Source organism: Calothrix sp. NIES-2098 (assembly GCF_963875125.1).
GTDB lineage: Bacteria > Cyanobacteriota > Cyanobacteriia > Cyanobacteriales > Nostocaceae > Aulosira.
The window spans coordinates 3,600,092-3,616,883 of record NZ_CAWNKJ010000001.1 but is presented as its reverse complement, the minus strand read 5'-3'; the positions used below and the strand labels follow the sequence as shown (position 1 = coordinate 3,616,883).

The 16,792-nt window shown below is 42.0% G+C and carries 18 protein-coding genes; 6 read left to right on the top strand and 12 right to left on the bottom strand.

The genetic code is table 11. The features are described from left to right. Positions 1 to 153 precede the first annotated feature (153 nt). Positions 154 to 774, top strand: a complete 621-nt coding sequence (locus tag AACU33_RS15110) for a CP12 domain-containing protein (protein ID WP_339376022.1) — start codon at positions 154 to 156, stop codon at positions 772 to 774. Between the two features lie 169 nt (positions 775 to 943). On the opposite strand, the gene AACU33_RS15105 is transcribed toward AACU33_RS15110, so the two are convergent. The 4 genes from AACU33_RS15105 to AACU33_RS15090 form a co-directional block, all read right to left on the bottom strand. Continuing rightward, complete coding sequence (locus AACU33_RS15105) at positions 944 to 2,059, bottom strand: LptF/LptG family permease (RefSeq protein WP_096589474.1); 1,116 nt, start codon at positions 2,057 to 2,059, stop codon at positions 944 to 946. Positions 2,060 to 2,294: 235 nt separating this feature from the next. Beyond that, positions 2,295 to 3,023 carry an LPS export ABC transporter ATP-binding protein gene (gene lptB / locus AACU33_RS15100; RefSeq protein ID WP_096589473.1) on the bottom strand — a complete coding sequence of 243 codons (729 nt, stop codon included), beginning with the start codon at positions 3,021 to 3,023 and terminating at the stop codon, positions 2,295 to 2,297. 30 nt (positions 3,024 to 3,053) lie between these two features. After that, positions 3,054 to 3,551 carry an LptA/OstA family protein gene (locus AACU33_RS15095; protein WP_096589472.1) on the bottom strand — a complete coding sequence of 166 codons (498 nt, stop codon included), beginning with the start codon at positions 3,549 to 3,551 and terminating at the stop codon, positions 3,054 to 3,056. A gap of 153 nt (positions 3,552 to 3,704) precedes the next feature. Continuing rightward, positions 3,705 to 4,508 (bottom strand): hypothetical protein, encoded by an 804-nt coding sequence (locus tag AACU33_RS15090; RefSeq protein ID WP_096589471.1) that lies wholly within the window; start codon positions 4,506 to 4,508, stop codon positions 3,705 to 3,707. A gap of 590 nt (positions 4,509 to 5,098) precedes the next feature. Here AACU33_RS15090 and AACU33_RS15085 point away from each other — a divergent pair. After that, entirely contained in the window at positions 5,099 to 6,061 is a 963-nt protein-coding gene (locus tag AACU33_RS15085; protein WP_339376021.1) for a choice-of-anchor A family protein, read from the top strand. A 140-nt stretch (positions 6,062 to 6,201) separates the two neighbouring features. On the opposite strand, the gene dusB is transcribed toward AACU33_RS15085, so the two are convergent. The 3 genes from dusB to AACU33_RS15070 are packed head-to-tail and all read right to left on the bottom strand — an operon-like array spanning position 6,202 to position 8,659. After that, entirely contained in the window at positions 6,202 to 7,257 is a 1,056-nt protein-coding gene (dusB, locus tag AACU33_RS15080) for a tRNA dihydrouridine synthase DusB (RefSeq protein WP_096589469.1), read from the bottom strand. 35 nt (positions 7,258 to 7,292) lie between these two features. Then, positions 7,293 to 7,793, bottom strand: coding sequence for an ester cyclase (locus AACU33_RS15075; RefSeq protein ID WP_096589468.1), 501 nt, complete (start codon positions 7,791 to 7,793; stop codon positions 7,293 to 7,295). A 44-nt stretch (positions 7,794 to 7,837) separates the two neighbouring features. Next, complete coding sequence (locus AACU33_RS15070; RefSeq protein ID WP_096589467.1) at positions 7,838 to 8,659, bottom strand: Rpn family recombination-promoting nuclease/putative transposase; 822 nt, start codon at positions 8,657 to 8,659, stop codon at positions 7,838 to 7,840. A gap of 5 nt (positions 8,660 to 8,664) precedes the next feature. Between AACU33_RS15070 and AACU33_RS15065 the strand changes: the two genes are divergently transcribed. Then, entirely contained in the window at positions 8,665 to 8,823 is a 159-nt protein-coding gene (locus AACU33_RS15065) for a hypothetical protein (protein WP_339376020.1), read from the top strand. Here AACU33_RS15065 and AACU33_RS15060 read toward each other — a convergent pair. Then, positions 8,820 to 10,820: an alpha-amylase family glycosyl hydrolase gene (locus AACU33_RS15060; protein ID WP_096589466.1), complete on the bottom strand. Its 2,001-nt coding sequence runs from the start codon at positions 10,818 to 10,820 to the stop codon at positions 8,820 to 8,822. The genes AACU33_RS15065 and AACU33_RS15060 overlap by 4 nt on opposite strands. Positions 10,821 to 11,349: 529 nt before the next feature. On the opposite strand from AACU33_RS15060, the gene AACU33_RS15055 reads away from it, so the two are divergent. Next, complete coding sequence (locus tag AACU33_RS15055; RefSeq protein WP_096589465.1) at positions 11,350 to 11,580, top strand: hypothetical protein; 231 nt, start codon at positions 11,350 to 11,352, stop codon at positions 11,578 to 11,580. Positions 11,581 to 11,736: 156 nt separating this feature from the next. On the opposite strand, the gene AACU33_RS15050 is transcribed toward AACU33_RS15055, so the two are convergent. Then, positions 11,737 to 12,159 (bottom strand): CoA-binding protein, encoded by a 423-nt coding sequence (locus AACU33_RS15050; RefSeq protein WP_096589464.1) that lies wholly within the window; start codon positions 12,157 to 12,159, stop codon positions 11,737 to 11,739. A 41-nt stretch (positions 12,160 to 12,200) separates the two neighbouring features. Here AACU33_RS15050 and AACU33_RS15045 point away from each other — a divergent pair, with 41 nt between their 5' ends. Both AACU33_RS15045 and AACU33_RS15040 read left to right on the top strand, forming a co-directional pair. Next, positions 12,201 to 12,863 carry a class I SAM-dependent methyltransferase gene (locus tag AACU33_RS15045; protein ID WP_096589463.1) on the top strand — a complete coding sequence of 221 codons (663 nt, stop codon included), beginning with the start codon at positions 12,201 to 12,203 and terminating at the stop codon, positions 12,861 to 12,863. Positions 12,864 to 13,486: 623 nt separating this feature from the next. Further along, entirely contained in the window at positions 13,487 to 13,999 is a 513-nt protein-coding gene (locus tag AACU33_RS15040) for a cobalamin biosynthesis protein (RefSeq protein ID WP_339376019.1), read from the top strand. On the opposite strand, the gene AACU33_RS15035 is transcribed toward AACU33_RS15040, so the two are convergent. The 3 genes from AACU33_RS15035 to AACU33_RS15025 all read right to left on the bottom strand — a co-directional run bounded on the left by AACU33_RS15035 (position 13,971) and on the right by AACU33_RS15025 (position 16,757). Then, on the bottom strand, positions 13,971 to 14,324 hold the full coding sequence (locus AACU33_RS15035) for a phage holin family protein (RefSeq protein ID WP_096595260.1): 354 nt from the start codon (positions 14,322 to 14,324) through the stop codon (positions 13,971 to 13,973). The genes AACU33_RS15040 and AACU33_RS15035 overlap by 29 nt on opposite strands. A 190-nt stretch (positions 14,325 to 14,514) precedes the next feature. Then, a complete protein-coding gene (locus tag AACU33_RS15030; protein ID WP_096589461.1) occupies positions 14,515 to 15,387 on the bottom strand; it encodes a peptidoglycan-binding domain-containing protein in 873 nt (290 codons plus the stop codon). 86 nt (positions 15,388 to 15,473) lie between these two features. Continuing rightward, positions 15,474 to 16,757 (bottom strand): M16 family metallopeptidase, encoded by a 1,284-nt coding sequence (locus tag AACU33_RS15025; RefSeq protein ID WP_096589460.1) that lies wholly within the window; start codon positions 16,755 to 16,757, stop codon positions 15,474 to 15,476. Positions 16,758 to 16,792 lie beyond the last annotated feature (35 nt).

The following is a 16,792-nucleotide window of genomic DNA, read 5'->3' as shown; positions in this document are numbered from 1 at the left end:
TTTTGTAGTTTTGCAGCGACGGTCACTTTGGATATGATCGGGAATGGAAAGCTGGTCTAAGTTTATTGTTGTAGCTACTTTCTAGTTACTAAACTGTGCGCTGCCCACTGCGTTCTCGCACCGCATAGTACTATTTACCAGGAGACTACAGCAATGATGAAAGCTGAAGATATCATGACCAAGACCGTAGTTAGCATTCGTGGTTCAGCAACAGTTGCTGAAGCGGTGGGGCTAATGAAGGAAAAAGGATTGCGGGCGCTGGTTGTGGATCGTCGCTACGAGCATGATGCCTATGGCATGGTGACAGAAACGGATATTGTCTATAAAGTAACTGCCTATGGTAAAGACCCAAAGCAAGTGCGGGTTTACGAAATTATGAGCAAGCCTTGCATTGTCGTCAATCCTGAGTTGAGTGTGGAATATGTGGCACGGTTATTTGCTAATACTGGTATCCGAAGGGCACCTGTGATTCAAGGTAAACTGTTGGGCATCATCTCAATTACCGACATTTTGACAAAAAGCGACTTTGTGGAAGCGCCAAAAGCCCTGGTGTTGGAAGAGAGAATTCAAAAAGCGATCGCAGATGCTCGTAGTATTTGTACCGAGCAAGGTGCCTATTCCAAAGCCTGCGCCGCCGCTTGGGATGAAGTTGAAGAACTACAAGCAGAAGCGGCTCATCAAAAAGCGGAAGGTATGGAGTCAGCCAAACACTCTTTTGAAGAATACTGTAAAGACAACCCAGAAGCCCCGGAATGTCGGCAGTATAGTTCTTGAGGGTTGAGGGGAAGAGGCAGAGGGGCAGAGGGAGTGTGGGGAGTGTGGGAAGTGTGGGGAGTGTGGGGAGAAAGGGGACAAGGGGGAAATAACTAATAACTATTGCTTTTTGACTGTTGACTCTTGACCCTTGACAAATGACAAATCTCCAATGCCCCATGCCCATTTCCTATCGTTGAGCAACTCGGAACAATAAAAATAAGCCTGTTCCCAACCCGATAAAGTTAGGCAACCAAGCGCCCATAAACGGAGATAGCACATTTGCCTGTGCTAAGGCTCCAGTAATAAAGCTGAGAAAGTAATACGAGAAAATGACGATGACGCTAATACCAAAGCTTGTACCGCGCCCACTACGCTGGGGTACGCTGCCCATAGCTGCACCTACCAAACCAAACACGACACAGACAAAAGGTAAGGCGATTTTTTGTTGAATCCGGACTTCAAGTTTACGAATTTTTTGGCGATCGCCACCGAGTTTTTCTACTGCTAGCTGTTCTAATGCTTCGGAAATGTTCATCTCGCCGTAGTCTCGGCTTTTTTCTGCCAAACTCAACGGTGTGCGGGGAAGCCGCAGTTGTTGGTGTTCAAACCGCAGAATGTTGCGATAAGAGCGATCGGGAGCTACTAAATAAATTGTGCCGTTATAAAAATCCCAAACATTTTGCGATCCGTTCCATTGGCCTGATTCTGCGACCACAATTTGATTTAGACCTTCTTCCGAACGATCGATAACTGTTAAACCACTCATCCGTTTACCGTCGAATTGATCGGCGTAAAATAAGCGTGTCAATATCCTATTTGTCGTTCCATCAGGCGCTTTTGTCTCGCGATATTCCGGGTAAAAAATATTTTGCTGTTTTAAAATTGGTTTGTCTGACTTTAAGGCATTGTTTAAAGTCATATTTGCTTGATAACTGGCTGCTGGCGCTATATGCTCGTTAAACACAAACGTCAGCCCTGTCACCACCAAACTTAACATCACCGCAGTTAGCACCATCCGATAAACACTCACCCCACAGCCACGCAGGGCAATCAGTTCGCTCTGGCTCGAAAGCCTACTGTAGGTCATCAAAGTAGCCAACAGAGTGGACATCGGAAAAGCTAAAACAATGAAAGTTGGCAGTTTTAATAAAAAAACTTGAAGGGCGATGTCTACAGGTAGCCCAGATTCTACGATTTTTCTTACTAAGTCAAATACAGCATCAATTGTCACTCCAATTGATGAAAAAGCTCCCACCCCAAATAAAAATGGCGGTAGCAATTCGCTGGTAAGGTAGCGATCCATGATCGTAAAAGGCATCAGCGAATTGATAGTGTAATAAGATGTGAGCTTCTTTGTAATCATACGCAAATTAAAAAAGTAAATATCTAGAACCCAGACACAGCTTAGGATTTATCTTGAATTTAATATTAAAAATAACTTCCCATTAGCCGATAAATTAGATTGAAAACTCTGGATTAATACGTAAGAATAAAGGCTCAACAATCTTCTGGGAAATTATTGCTCCATCGCTATTTTTTTAGACTTGAAAATTATCGCCCAAATAATATTGCCGCACCAACGGATTATTATAAAGTTCGTTGGCATTACCAAAAGCGAGAATTTGTCCCTCGCGCATGATGTAAGCGCGATCGGTAATGGCCAGAGTTTCGCGGACATTGTGATCTGTTATTAAGATACCCATACCGCGATCGCGAAGTCGCGCTACAATTTGCTGAATCTCTGAAACCGCTATGGGATCGACTCCCGCAAATGGTTCATCCAAAAGCAAAAATTTCGGCCCTTCTCTACCAGCAGCCAAGGCTCTGGCTAATTCCGTCCGGCGTCGTTCGCCCCCAGAAAGTTGAATTCCTTTACTGTTAGCCACTTTTTCCAAACGAAACTCCCGCAGTAAATTCTGCATTCGCCCTGACCATTCCCACTGTGGTACATGAGTTTGCTCTAGTACTAAGAGTATGTTATCGCGTACCGAAAGCTGGCGGAAAACACTTGGTTCTTGGGCTAGGTAGCCAATGCCTAATCTTGCTCGCCTATGCATTGGCATTCCAGTAATATCGAGACCATCTAGCCAGACTTTTCCCTGATTCGGTTTTTCTAAACCTGTGGCAATATAAAAGGTCGTGGTTTTACCTGCGCCATTCGGCCCTAGTAAACCAACGACTTCTCCTTGGGCAACAGAAAGGTTAACACGATTAACAATCTGCCGCTTGCCGTAAGATTTGTGAATATTTTCCAGGATAATTTTCACGCTAGAGACGCCCTTTCTCTGTAACTGCTGCTAATTAGAACGTTTGAGAGGTGGTGTCTTTGGGGCAGGTTTTACAGACTGACCGCCAAGTTCTGCGTCTTGTACCATGTAGATAGACTCTACCTGCCGATTAGATTGGGGTAAGGCCACAAATCTGCCTTCATCGATCAGATAAGTTACCTTCTCCGCCCGAATACTATTGCCACCCTGTTGCAAAATATAGACATTACCACTGAAATCAATTCGGCGTTCTTTGCTAAAGTATTGTGCTTGCGCCGCAGTTGCTTGAATTTGGCGCGCAGGATATGACATTTGGACATTGCCGCGAGCAGTTACTACTTGGCTTTTGGCATCATATTCTTGGACATCAGAGCGTATAGTCAAAGGGCGATTTCCCCCTGCTGTTTGTGCAGTCACAGTTTTGACTTGCAAAGGAAAAACCATTGCGCCCAAAAGTGTAGCTGGTAACACCAAGGCTAAGGCAAAGCGACGTATTTGCGCTCTGGGCAGTCGATCGGGGGGCATCATAAGAATTTACAATTTAGAATTTCAGCTTGTATTTTAATTATCTCAACTACTTTCTCCAAAGGCGAAAAATCCCATCTGGACTAATCTCGGATAATTACTGACGCTATTGACGCTTACCCCAAGCTTAAGGTTTCGCGCGAATTTATTTTTCCTTTACATTGAACCCAAAACCACACCCCAGAAGTAATCTTCAAATGGAGCTTTACCCAAGTCGATGTGATATTTATTCGCCCAAGAGTACACATCCATACTGAAACGTCCCGTATCTTTTGACCACAATAAACCTTTTTGGATAGAGATATTCCCTAGTATGGTTATCCAATGGTTGGGGTAAGGCAAAAAAGGCTGATTATCATTGCCAAGTAAACCTTGGGCTGTGACTAATGCAAAAGCTACACCACCAGAAGCAATTACTTGGGCAGATGTATTCAAAGCTTCAGTTTCACCGTATATATATGTATGGATGTAGTTGACTTGGCGGTAGCCTAAGACTTCACCCACCCAGCCTTTCATTTCCCAAGATTTGGTCATTCCAGCCAAATTGCGAAGAATATCGGGTGCATCTGGTTCAACAGGGAAAATAAGATTTTCTGATTCTCGTAATGTTGCCAAAACCATCCAATCGGCTTGAGTCATCCGCAGTCTACCTTGACTGCGCCGCAGTCTCTCGGTTGCTTGAATGCGTCTAGTTTGTCCTGCAAAACTCCCAGTTTCAAACAAACTGCGGCAAATTTGCACATATCTGAGTGGTTGTTTGCGAATTAGTTCAAACAAAATTGATGCTGGCCCGCAAAATGGTTGTCCCCCCTGATTAACTTGAAATGGATCGTTAAGACGGATTTTCATCTCCGCCAGCACTTGCTTTTTATCTAAATTAGCCCAGACACTAGGGCTTGTGGATTTCTCAAACTCGGCTAGCGCAGCAATAATAGACGAATCTAAGGGTTGGGAAGTCATGATATTTGCTAAAAAATAGATATGGGCTAGTAATTTTTACTCTGTAATTTTTCAACCCACAAGTATGTAGTACCTCCCAGATGATATTTAATTTTTTGCAAAACGATCGTTATCCTTTAGTGAGATAGCTATGCAAAAATCCATCCCAGTTGCTGAGAAAACAAATTCATGCTGTGGGAAACTATCGATCGGTGGATTGAGGAAGAGAGCGATCGCTTAAAATCTCTACCCCAAGAAGTAAACCATGAGTTTGGCGATCGCATTTTCTCAATATTGGAATGCTGAGATTCTCCTAGGTTCCAGCATATTTACTACAAATATCATTGAGCTTAACCAATTTGCTCAATTTTTCTTAGTAGAAACCACAGCTTGATTTCTCATTCGATCTAAACAGTAATTACTAAAAATTAAATTTTGAGCAGTTACTTAATAAAGTCAACAGTAGACTTACAGGTTAATAAAAAAGTTCAAATAAATAGGAAAATTAATCTAAGTTAAATAAAAATTCAATAAAAATATCGCTTGAGTAAAGCAATATCCTATTTATCTTCATAGGATGAGGATTGATGAATAGGATGAAAATGCAAAGTATGAAATCAAAAAACTATTTTTGGGGTTGGATAGCAGCTCCTATGGTTGTAACTCTAGCGGGAGGTTTCTTTCAAACAGTCAATGCAGCGCAATTAGGAGTTGCTTCTAATTACAATGTATTTGCTTTAGGAAATGTATCTCAGCAATACACAGATATTGAAGGCAAACTAGCTGCTGGTGGTAATGTAAATTTTGTTGGCGGCATCGGCAATAAACTTGCTAATAATAGCGGCAATGTAGTGGTAGCTGGACAGAACTTAACTTTAAGCAATGGTCAAGTGTACCACGGTAATGCTGTTTATGGAGGAACTGCCAATGTTGCCAGTAATGTAGGATTCCCCAATGGCAGTCTCAGCAAGGGAAATCCGATTGATTTTAACGCTGCTGGGGCAGAATTGCGATCGCTATCTCAATATTTGGCAGGCTTGACTCCGACAGGAAATACAACCGTTCAATCTTGGGGTGGTATTAACCTGAACGGTAGTAGTACTGCTTTCAATGTGTTTAATCTTTCTGGAGCAGATGTTTCTAAGACAAATTATTTTGAAATTAAAGGCGACACGAATTCAACTGTTGTTGTTAATATCAGCGGCACGAATGTTTCACTGCAAAATTTTGGGTTTAATATCATCGGCACAAACAAGCAAAAAGTTATTTACAACTTTTATGAAGCCACAAACTTAACTGCTAGTGGAATTAGTATCGAAGGTAGCATTCTTGCTCCTTTGGCTAATTTCAATTTCAATAATGGTCAAGTTAACGGTAACGTAGTCGTAGCTTCTTTAACTGGCAATGGAGAATCTCACAACTACTTGTTTAATGGCAATTTACCAGATGTACCAAAAACTAGTCATTCTCAACCTACGGAAGTTCCTGAACCCACACCTTTAATAGGATTAGGATTAATCGCTACGTTATTGAGTTTATCTTTGGGCAAACGCCAGCCTGTTAAATCAATCTAAGTAGCAGTTAGTTTCATTATTTCTCTTAGGTAAATCACCTTTTAATCAGGGCTAAAGCCCTGATTAATGAAACAAACCAATATTAAGTAGGATATTTTGGCCGATCGCTTACTTAAGCTGTTATCTACATAAGATTTCGATCAAACCATAGCGAAGCTCGATTCTGTATCGACTTCTGGTTCATAACCATTAGCTAATTGTTCAATTGCTCGATCGATCAAATCTAAACCTTGATTAACAGTTTCTACTACACTTAACTGTCCGCGCAAATCAGCAGCACCGACAAAGCCTTTAGCGTACCAAGTCATGTGCTTGCGGGCTTGACGAACACCGCGATCGCCTTTATATTCCCACAAAGCCTGTAAATGTTCGCGCGCGCATTCCAAGCGTTGAATTGGCGTTGGTGGTGGTAACAGTTCCCCAGTTTTCAAGAAGTAATCAACTTCTCCTACCAAAAACGGATAACCTAAAGTCCCACGAGAACACATAACACCGTCAGCACCAGTTTGTTCTAAGCATTTCACCGCCGCTTCAACTGAGAAAATATCCCCATTACCAATGACTGGGATAGAAAGTACTTCTTTGACACGAGCAATCCATTCCCAGCGAGCATGACCATTGTACCCTTGGGCACGGGTGCGTCCATGCACCGTGATCATTTTTGCGCCTGCGTCTTCCATGCGCTTGGCAAAATCGAGAATTGTAATTTCTTTATCGTTCCAGCCAATGCGAGTTTTTACTGTTACTGGTACATCAACAGCTTTCACTACTTCCCGAATAATTGCTTCGGCAACTTCTGGTTGACGTAACAGTGAAGAACCACCGCCATTCTTGGTAATTTTATTTACTGGACAACCCATATTAATATCAACAGTATCCGCACCTTCGGCAACTGCTTTTACTGCTGCTTCTGCTAAGAAATCTGGACGACAATCAAATAACTGGATACTAATTGGTCGTTCGTTAGGGTCTACCTCCATGATTTTGGGTAACTCTTTGACATAGTGCAACCCCGTAGCATTCACCATTTCTGTATACATCATTGAATCTGGTGCATAGCGACGTACCAAACGGCGAAACACCAGATCCGTCACCCCAGATAAAGGCGACTGTAAAACCCGGCTGTTGACTTCAAAAGATCCAATTTTTAGGGGTTGAGAGAGTCTAGCTTTCAGGCTAGGAGATAGAGTCAGCATACAAACAATTCAAAATGCAAAATTAATGATATTTCTTAAATCTTGTAATTGAAGCGATAAGCCTTCGGTATAGCTTCGCTTACCGCCAAATATAATTTTCGGACAATCAAACTTGGCCCTGGTATGGGAATAATTCCCACTTGCTGCATCAAGCTTAACAAGTCACTTTGACCCCAGTGTTCCACGAGTTTACCATCTACGATGCGATCGATATGAAAAAATGGGATGGTGATTTGCTTGCCTGTGGGAGGAATACCTTGTAATTCTCCGCGATGAGTACCGCTAAAAGTGCCGCGCGTCACAACTTTATCGGCTTCGGCAATGACATCTTCAAATTGGTGCATCCCATCAGGAAAAGCAGAACGAAAAGTCATCAGTACAGACTGCACGAATGCTTCACGATTCAGCGGTTCGCTAGCACCTGGTATGTGAGCAACAAAATTTGCTGCAAGCAACTCCTGCACTGCTTCTAAATTACCTCGATCGAAGGAGTTGTACATTTGCAATACAATTGCCTTATTTTGTGCATCTGGCATATACATCCCGGACTAGCCTTCAATAATTCAAACCGAAAATATTTTCAATCTCCTCTCAGTTGCGCAGCTTGTTCAACTTGTGCAATTTCCAAATCCAAGACTTGTGCTATCTGTTCTACTGTCAAACCTAAAGCTAACAGTCGAGTTACAGCTTCTAATTTTGCTTCCAAGCGTCCTTCTTGCTTGCCTTCTTTCAAGCCTTCTTGCTTGCCTTCTTGTTTAGCTTCTTGATAAACTCTTGTCTGCTTCAACTCACTTAAACCAAACATACTTTCTATTTCCTCTCGACTCATAGTGGGAAACTTATAAACCAAGATTGTCTCTATCAATTCTAATAACTGCCGTTGTTTTACTTCTGGATTAATTTCTTGTTGGCTTCTGTTAATTAACTCCCTGGCAGTAATAATTGCTGTATCTTCATTTTCAACGATTAATTTAATGGTAGCAATGCCAACTGGTAACGATGCTATTTCACCTAATTCATCAAGATAAATCCGAGTAACGCGCTGACTAGCGAACAATTCACTGTAATTATTGATATCTGATATATCTAGACTGCGCGTAGGATAAATTACTACTCCTTGCCAGGAATTCTTTGGTTGATTTTGACGCAGGTATAAAAAAATTTCTGAAAATAAGCGTGAATAAATTTCTGTGTCGGGTTGAAACTGGACTTCGACAAAGTAAATTGGGTTGTTTTCTCCTTGCGTGGGCAGAAACACACCATCTATGCGAAAAGCAGTTTGCTTAATTTCGATAGAGGAGAATTGGTAAGTATCTGCTGTTTGGGATGGGTTCCCAATCAATTCAAAAAATATCTCCGGAAATTCTTGAAAAAGACGGTAAAAAATGCTGTCAGTTTTCACACTCGATGCAGTGCTTAAATTTGCGCTTCTGCGATTTTACTGCGTTGAGGATAACTGGAGTCAACTCGCAAACGGCGATCGCTTCCTTAATTTTTGCTACTAAAACCAATGGCTTTGCCAATCCTGACAATCGACAAAGCCATCTTGATTTGTCTAAATCTTAAACCAGCGTGTAAACCTTAGCTTCCCAAGGGAAGATACCTTCTCTACCCACCCATTCTGATGGCACTATTCTCTCCTGAGTGATTTCTTTCCATTGCTTGCCATCTGGAGTTGCAGGCCAGTTGGGAACTCTGTACTCAGAACCCCAAGGTGTGCCGTAGTCAGAGAAATTTGCTACAACTACTACTAAATTATCAGCTTGATTGCCACGCTGCCAAACTAGAACTCGTTTGCCGTCACTGAAGTCACTATGAAGAAACTCGGTATCATTCACGGCTAAAGCATCAGAAGTTTTGCGGAAGCGAACTAACCGAGCAACATATTGGAAGATGCGTTGTCGCCAATCGTCTTTCACGCGGCTGTAGTTTACTGGATCTATCTGTTTGTGATTGCCATGTTCGTCAGTAAGTCCTAAATCCTGTTGATCGGCAAATTCGTCACCAGCGAGAATCATGGGAATTCCGACAGCAGTTAGCAAGCAGACAAAAGCCAGCTTAATCCGCGGTTCAGTATGATTAATGCCATTACTAACTAAGTAGTTGAAGAAGCGTTCGTTACCATAGCCGCCAACATCATGGGAAGTCAGGTAATTTACTGCTTGGGAACCATCTGTAAAGCCTAAGTTACGACAATCAATGAGTTTGCGGACACTCCATTCAAAGCTAGGTTCATCCCAAGCATTCTTACCTAAAATTACCTGGCGAATGATTTGCTTGAATTTTTCGTTCCACAGTCCATCTAACCGATTTTGATGCACTAGAGACAAGGGTACGCTTAACTCTTCTCCAACTACCAAAAAGCGATCGCCTGTTCCTCCCCTTTTATCCCATAAGGTGCGGGCAAAGTCTTTGAATTCTTGCAAAAAGTCGTAGTTAGCAACATTATTTACACTATCCAGCCGCAAACCATCCACCCGATAGTATTCTAACCAGTGGGCTATATGGGCTTTCAAGTATTCACGGGCTGGAACTAACGATGATTTTTGCCCGGTAATTGGGTGATAACCTTCTACCCAATAATTGTACTTAAATAAATCTCCACCAAACCCGTCTCTATTACCTTGTTCGGGATCTCCGCTACCCCATTTGAGGTAAAAATCTAAAAAATTAACGTTATGGTAAGGATTATTACGTGAAAATGCCATCACCACGTCAATAAAAAAGCGCAAACCACGCTGATGGCAAACTTTGATGAGATTAGCTAAATCACTAGAAGCAGTCGGTGCTGATTGATCGTTGGGGCGTCCTAAATCAAAATCCGGTGCAAAATAATTTGCTGTTCCATAACCCCACTCTAGATTATCATCACTATCTTCTGGTGGTAAGAGTTCTAGTGCATTGACTCCCAATTCCACAAGATGCGCGCGGTTATTTAAAGTACGGACTGTGCGAAAGTTAGGAGCAGTTGCTTGTGGGATCAACAAAGCCAGGATATCGCGAAATGTACCGTTTCCTTCTTCAATCGTTCCTTTTGAGCTAATCCTCGTCCAGCGGGTAGGTAATTCATAGATTACCAAGCGATTATTGGTTGGTAGGTTATCCAAAGAGGTATCGCCTTCCCAATTCACCGTTTGGCCTTCGGGATCGCAAGGAATCAGTGTCCCATTTTGATATAGCACCACGCTTGCGGGATCGAAACTCGCAACTCCTCCAGGTTCTGATGGTGTGGGTGCAGATTTCCGTCGGTCTACAGTTGTGGCTGTCGGATCTGTGCAGTAAAGAATTTGGTTAACATTAGCGGGATCGTAAGGATCTGTGTTGCGAACTTTAAACCAGTAAAAGTAGACTTGTCCTTCTTTGAGACCGCACTCTTGCGCTGAGACTTCCCACAATTCAGGGAATTCGGGAGACTGATGAAGCGGAAATTCTCCTAATTTATTTATTTGACTGGGATCTTCGGGATTGCTGCTGCCAATGTAGAGTGTGGGGGTTGTTGCTAAATAATTGGGACGCCACAAGACAAAGTGAGTCTTTTTGCGGCTCAATAAATCGATAACCATTGCAGAAACCTCTGATTGATAAAAGTTAGCTAAAGGATGAAATGTGAACTATGAGCTTATAAGTGGCGAAATATTCATCCTTCCACCTTTTTTGGTCAGTTATGTAGTTCTTACAACACGGTCAAGTGTTATTCCAGATAGGCTGTTAAATTGTTCCTACAAGTTTTTATTGGATAACGCGCAGCGATCGCTAATGCAACTCTGCTGTCTAGGAGCTAGCTTTAAATCTAGTCCATAACAGAATTTAGCAGTAAAAATACTGAAGCACAAGCCAGGCTTGTACAGTGTTTCAAATTTTTTGGATTCACTAAGTATAGTCTTTGGTTATACCAAATTAGCTATGAAGATACATATATTTTCGGAACCATTGTCTCGCAACAGTTTTGCTCAGTAATGCCTGCTTTTAATTCTTTTATCAAAAATAAAGAAATGTTTAAGTACAAGTGCTTATCACACCTAGGAGAGAAGTAATAGCGCTTTTAGCTTTGTAAAACTTTATTTGTGTTCCTTGTTCCTATCCAGCTAGACCATGCAATACAATTTTTATCTATCTAATGAGGATAAAGAGCGAATATATCATACAGATCTAGTCAAATATGGAGTAAAATACGACAAAGCAGCTAAGGTAGCCAAGATTTTAGCTTCTAACAAAGAAGAAGAACAATGGACTGAAGAAGAAAGGAAATTAGTTCTAGAAGCTTGTAAGCAGTGGCTAGACAGTTATAACCGCTATAAGAATTTACAGGAATTCTTTTATTAAAAATTTACATCATTAGTAGCCTGCTTGAGTTATAAATCAACAATAGAAAAATCCAAAATAAAATCCCAATCCCTCATCTACTAAGGATTCTAATTTCCGCTTTTAAGGCATCAAGTATATTAATCTGCGTCAGAATGTAAGTAAAAAATCAGCAGTTTATTCACCTATCCCCAACCGCAGATACTCAACTTTGATACAAGCATCCATGATGACGTTCAACCCTGCATCTAGGGCTTTTTCTGCTGACTCTCGATCCGAAATACCTAATTGTGCCCACACAGTTGTGGCATTAACCGCAATTGCATCTGCGATAATTTCTGGCAGATATTCAGAACGCCGAAAGATATTCACAATATCTATTTTTTGGGGAACCTCTTGAAGCGAAGGATAGCAAGGCTGACCATCAATCTCTTTTACTAAGGGGTTGACGGGATAGACTGTGTAACCTACTTGTCTCAAAAATTGGGCAATTTGATAGCTAGTACGATTTGGTCTATCTGAGTGACCAACTACAGCGATCGCTTTAGCATTGGTTAACACTTCACGTAGGGCATTGTTATCATCTTTAAGGTTTGGCATAGTCTAGCGAATAGCGATCGCTTAACCAAAATTACACTTTTATGACAAACCAAACTCTGGGACTCGAACCAAATCTTTATAATTATTTACTTTCTGTCTCTTTGCGAGAATCAGAAATTCTAGCTCAATTGCGCCAAGAAACCGCCCAGCATCCGATGGCTAGGATGCAAATTGCGCCAGAACAAGGGCAGTTTATGGCGTTGTTGGTGCAATTAATCGGTGCTAAAAAGACTTTAGAGTTAGGAGTTTTTACAGGATACAGCACGCTGGTGGTGGCTTTAGCGTTACCTCCTGATGGCAAGGTGGTAGCCTGTGATGTCAATGAAGAGTTTACTGCGATCGCTCGGCGTTATTGGCAGCAAGCAGGGGTGGCAGATAAAATTGACCTGCATATTGCCCCAGCTTTAGAAACTTTGAATAGTTTGCTGGCCGCAGGTGAAGCTGAAACCTTTGATTTTGCGTTTATTGATGCTGACAAGAGCAACTATGATGCTTATTATGAGCGATCGCTGCAATTAGTACGTCCCGGTGGACTGATTGCGATCGATAATGTCCTCTGGTCGGGAAGAGTTGCCGATCTGCAAGTGCAGGATAACAGAACCCGCAAAATTCGCACTTTTAATCAGAAGTTACATCAAGACCAGCGGATTACTCTTAGCCTCATACCCATTGCGGATGGTTTAACACTGGCTTTGAAAAACTAAAATTCTTAATTAGGAAGCATATTCCTCATTTTGAACTTTACTTAATAACTGAATAGTTATTATTATTTCGGTAGCTAAATAATTGAATCAATCTGTGTATTTATATTGGTGTAGATTAATACTCTCTAACAGATATTTAGAGGATGTAGAGTTTTGTTTAAAAGTTATTTTAAATATTTAGAAATAAATTTAAACTTCAATTAAATAAAATTTTCTCAATTTATAAAATAGAGATAAATTTGCACGGGCTAGTTTAAAATTTGAATAAATAATGAAGAGAGCAAAATCTTGTGGCAACCTTTAAACCCTTGCCACAAACAAGAAGGAAGAAATTGAAACACCAAGATAGAGAAGGTAAAATGCTTGCGCCTCAAGCATATTTATAAAGTAAAAATGAATGACTACATTTACTTTTTACCTTGTCTCTCCCTCGGCGTTTCCTACTGTGCTAGATGTACACAATATATAGTTTTTTGTTTTCGGTAAAAGTATTCTAAAGATCAGTTTTTATGTATAATACTGAACCTGAAAGTATACAACTCATACAAAAAGGTTAATTCACGCTGATTCCTGAAATTAGAGAGAAAATAAAAATTTCAATTTAACTGGGGAGCAAGCTGGTAGTGAATCAAAAAGATTTGTGGGTGGGAATTGGTTGTCAGCGAGGTACATCAACACATTTGATTGAAACGGCAATTCAGCAAGTATTTAAAGAAAATCAACTGGCGCAAAGTGCGATCGCGGGTATTGCTACCATCGACAATAAAGCCTCAGAAGTCGGTTTAGTAGAATTTTGCCAGCTATACAATTTACCGTTAACAACCTTCCCAGCAGAAATTCTTCGTCTTGTATGCGTTCCCAACCCCGCTAAAATCATCGAGCAAGCAATGGGAACTCCTAGTGTAGCGGAAGCCGCCGCTATTCTGGCAGCTGCGAATATCGAATGGCAAAACAAGACAATTCTGAACCCAAATTCGTTTAACCTCACTCCATCTGTGACTGCTGTAGGAGTAAAGTGCTTAGTCCCTAAACAAATTTTTCGTGTAGAGGAGGAACCAGGAGCAGTTACGGTAGCCGTTGCTCAAGAAGTGGAAACAAGTGCGAGTGTTATTCAACCACTCTCAGAAAATAGTTAATGACGCTAGAAACAATCGCTAGCACAATCGATCCCAACAAAGCAGGTAAGAAGCCCTTAATCTCAAAACCTGAGCCAGGAGTCAGCGCACTAGCTAACCAGAGAGTCAAAGCATTGATGACAAATGTGAATAAACCAAACGTGAGTAAGGTAATTGGAAACGCTAAAAAACGCAAAATAGGACGAATAAAGGCATTAACTAGCCCAATTACCACCGCAGCCACCATAGCCGCCACAAAGCTCTTAATCGCGAAGCCATCAACAATATTAGAGGTGATCAATAAAGCCACCGCAGTACCAAGCCAAGTTAATAAAAAGTGTTTCATAAGCAAGTTGTCATTGGTCATTTGTCATTTGTCAAGAGGAGCCTGTCACGTGCGGAGGTTCCCTCCGTTGAATGTAGACGCCCGAAGGGCGGCTTCTCGCAGAGTACTGGCGTTCCAGAGTCAAAAGGCAATAGACAAGAGTCGTTAATTATTCCTCCCCCTGCTCCCTGCTCCCTGCCCCCTGCCCTCTTCATCGCTGGCGCTGTAATCTTCCTAACAGCACCTCCCAAGTACCGCCACCAGCTACGCCATCAGCCTCCAAGCCATAGCGGCTTTGTGCAGCTTTGACGGCTGCTTCTGTTGTGGGGCCAAAGTCTCCATCTACATCACCGTCCAGAAAACCCAGCTTTTTCAAAACTTCCTGCAATTTACCTACTTCAGATCCACGGTTCCCTAAACGCAAAATCGGCAATCCTTCTGTGGTGTATTGAATACCAGGGGTACGTTCAAAACGCGGAATTTGTGGAGTTCGAGTTTGTGTAGTTCTAGTTGTCGGACGAGCATTACTAGTCTTTTGTGGCTTAGGAGTAGTAGTTTGCCTGGGCTGTGCGGGTTTTGGCTCAGGTTGAGGAACAATTCTCCTATTGTTGCCCGCTTGGGCAGGAACGATTACTGTCTGTTTTGAGTTAGTAGAGGTTGGCTTAGGTTGAGGAACTGTTGATGTCGCTATTGCTTGGTTAGGGAACAATCTTTGCCAAGTGGCGGCATCAACAATACCATCCGGTTTCAAGCCTGCTGCTTGCTTAAACTGGGAAACGGCGCTGGCGGTAGTGCTGTTATAATTACCATCCACTGCACCTGTGTAAAAGCCCAACAGTTTTAAAGCTGCCTGAAGTTCAGACACCCGTTCGCCTTGGCTACCAATAGTCAGGTTAGGACGGTTAATGCTAACTCCCGGAGTTGCTTGAGAAATTTTCTGTGGTGCTGCCATTGTCACCACAGCAGAGGCAGCAACAAACACAGGCACAGAAAAAGACAGAAGTAAGCAATTAAACTTGTTGGTGCTGAAGGATTTTAGTGAGTCTAAGTAGCTCAAGATACTTATTGATAGGCTGCCTTTCATGGTATATGCTACCGAAATCTTCTGATGCTAATAGTACAGCCGCTTGAGCCTAGAAAAAAAGCTGGTAAGTTTTTTTTACGACCAAACTAAGCAATTGCACTATTAATTGCTTCTTCTGGGCCTACTAAGGATAAGTAAGGTTCCTGTAAATATCGGCTAGCTGCTGTCATCGCATCTGCTACATTCACCGCAGCAATCAGATCTTGAAAATGTTGGTCAAATTCAATTCCTAACCCCAAAGTTTCATACCAGCCATATATTTGAGCAATTTGACCGTTAGTTTGCTTACCTAAGGCGTACTGTCCCAATATCTTGTTCTTAGCAGCCTGGAGTGCGTTGGCGTCTATCTCGGTAGTACAAAGTAAATCTACTTCTTTTTTCAACCCTTGCAGAGCAATACTGGTATTTTCTGGTGCTGTACCCATGTAAACCACAAAAGATGCAGGATACAGTCTGGTGGGATAAAATGCAGATACTTCGTAAGCTAAACCTTGCTTTTCTCGCAATTCTACAAACAAGCGGCTAGAAAGCCCATTACCCAAGTAGGTAGACAGCAATTTCAAGGCAGCATAATCAGCAGAACTGACTGCTGGCCCCAAGTAACCGAGCATGACGATAGATTGTTGTGTTTGTAGGGGCTGAAGCTGGGGTTGGGGTTGGACTTGAATTTCAGGCAGATTCAGTGTTGGCGATTTCTCAGTAGGTGGTTGCCAATCACCAAATACTTCTGCTACCAGTTTGACTGCATCCTCTGGTGTAATGCGTCCAGCAATACTAATGACCACATTATCTGGACGAAAATGAGTTTTGTGATAATCAACTAAGTCACCACGAGTTAAGCGGCTCATAGTTGTTTCATTACCTAGCACCGACATCGCGTAGGGATGATTTTGGTACATTGCTTGGCGCAGTTGGTCAAAAGCAATGGTAAACGGCTGCTCTTTTTGAGAGCGAATGTCTTGTAGCGCTAAACGCCGTTCTAGTTCGACTTGGGTTTCGGGAAATGTAGGCGATCGCAACATCAACCCTGCCAATGCTAAAATTTCCCGAAAATCTGATGTTACAGTTTTCAGCGACAGTAAATAATAATCATTGGCGGTATCTGTACTTAAACTCGCACCGACTGACTCGACTCTTTCAGCAATTTCCAAGCTAGAAAGTCCATCGCATCCTTTTGTCATGACTGCTGACAATAGATGTGCTAGTCCGGCTTGTTCCTGGTGTTCGGCACAACTTCCAGCACGGACAAAGATTCGTGCTGCAATTATATCTGCCGCCGGATTTTCTGTCGCCAATACGACAATGCCATTGCTCAATACAGTACGGTGGATCGGGGAATGAGATAGAGATGGGTTCACAGTTTGAGTCATTAGTCAAGAAATGAAGCAGTCAACAGTCAACAGTC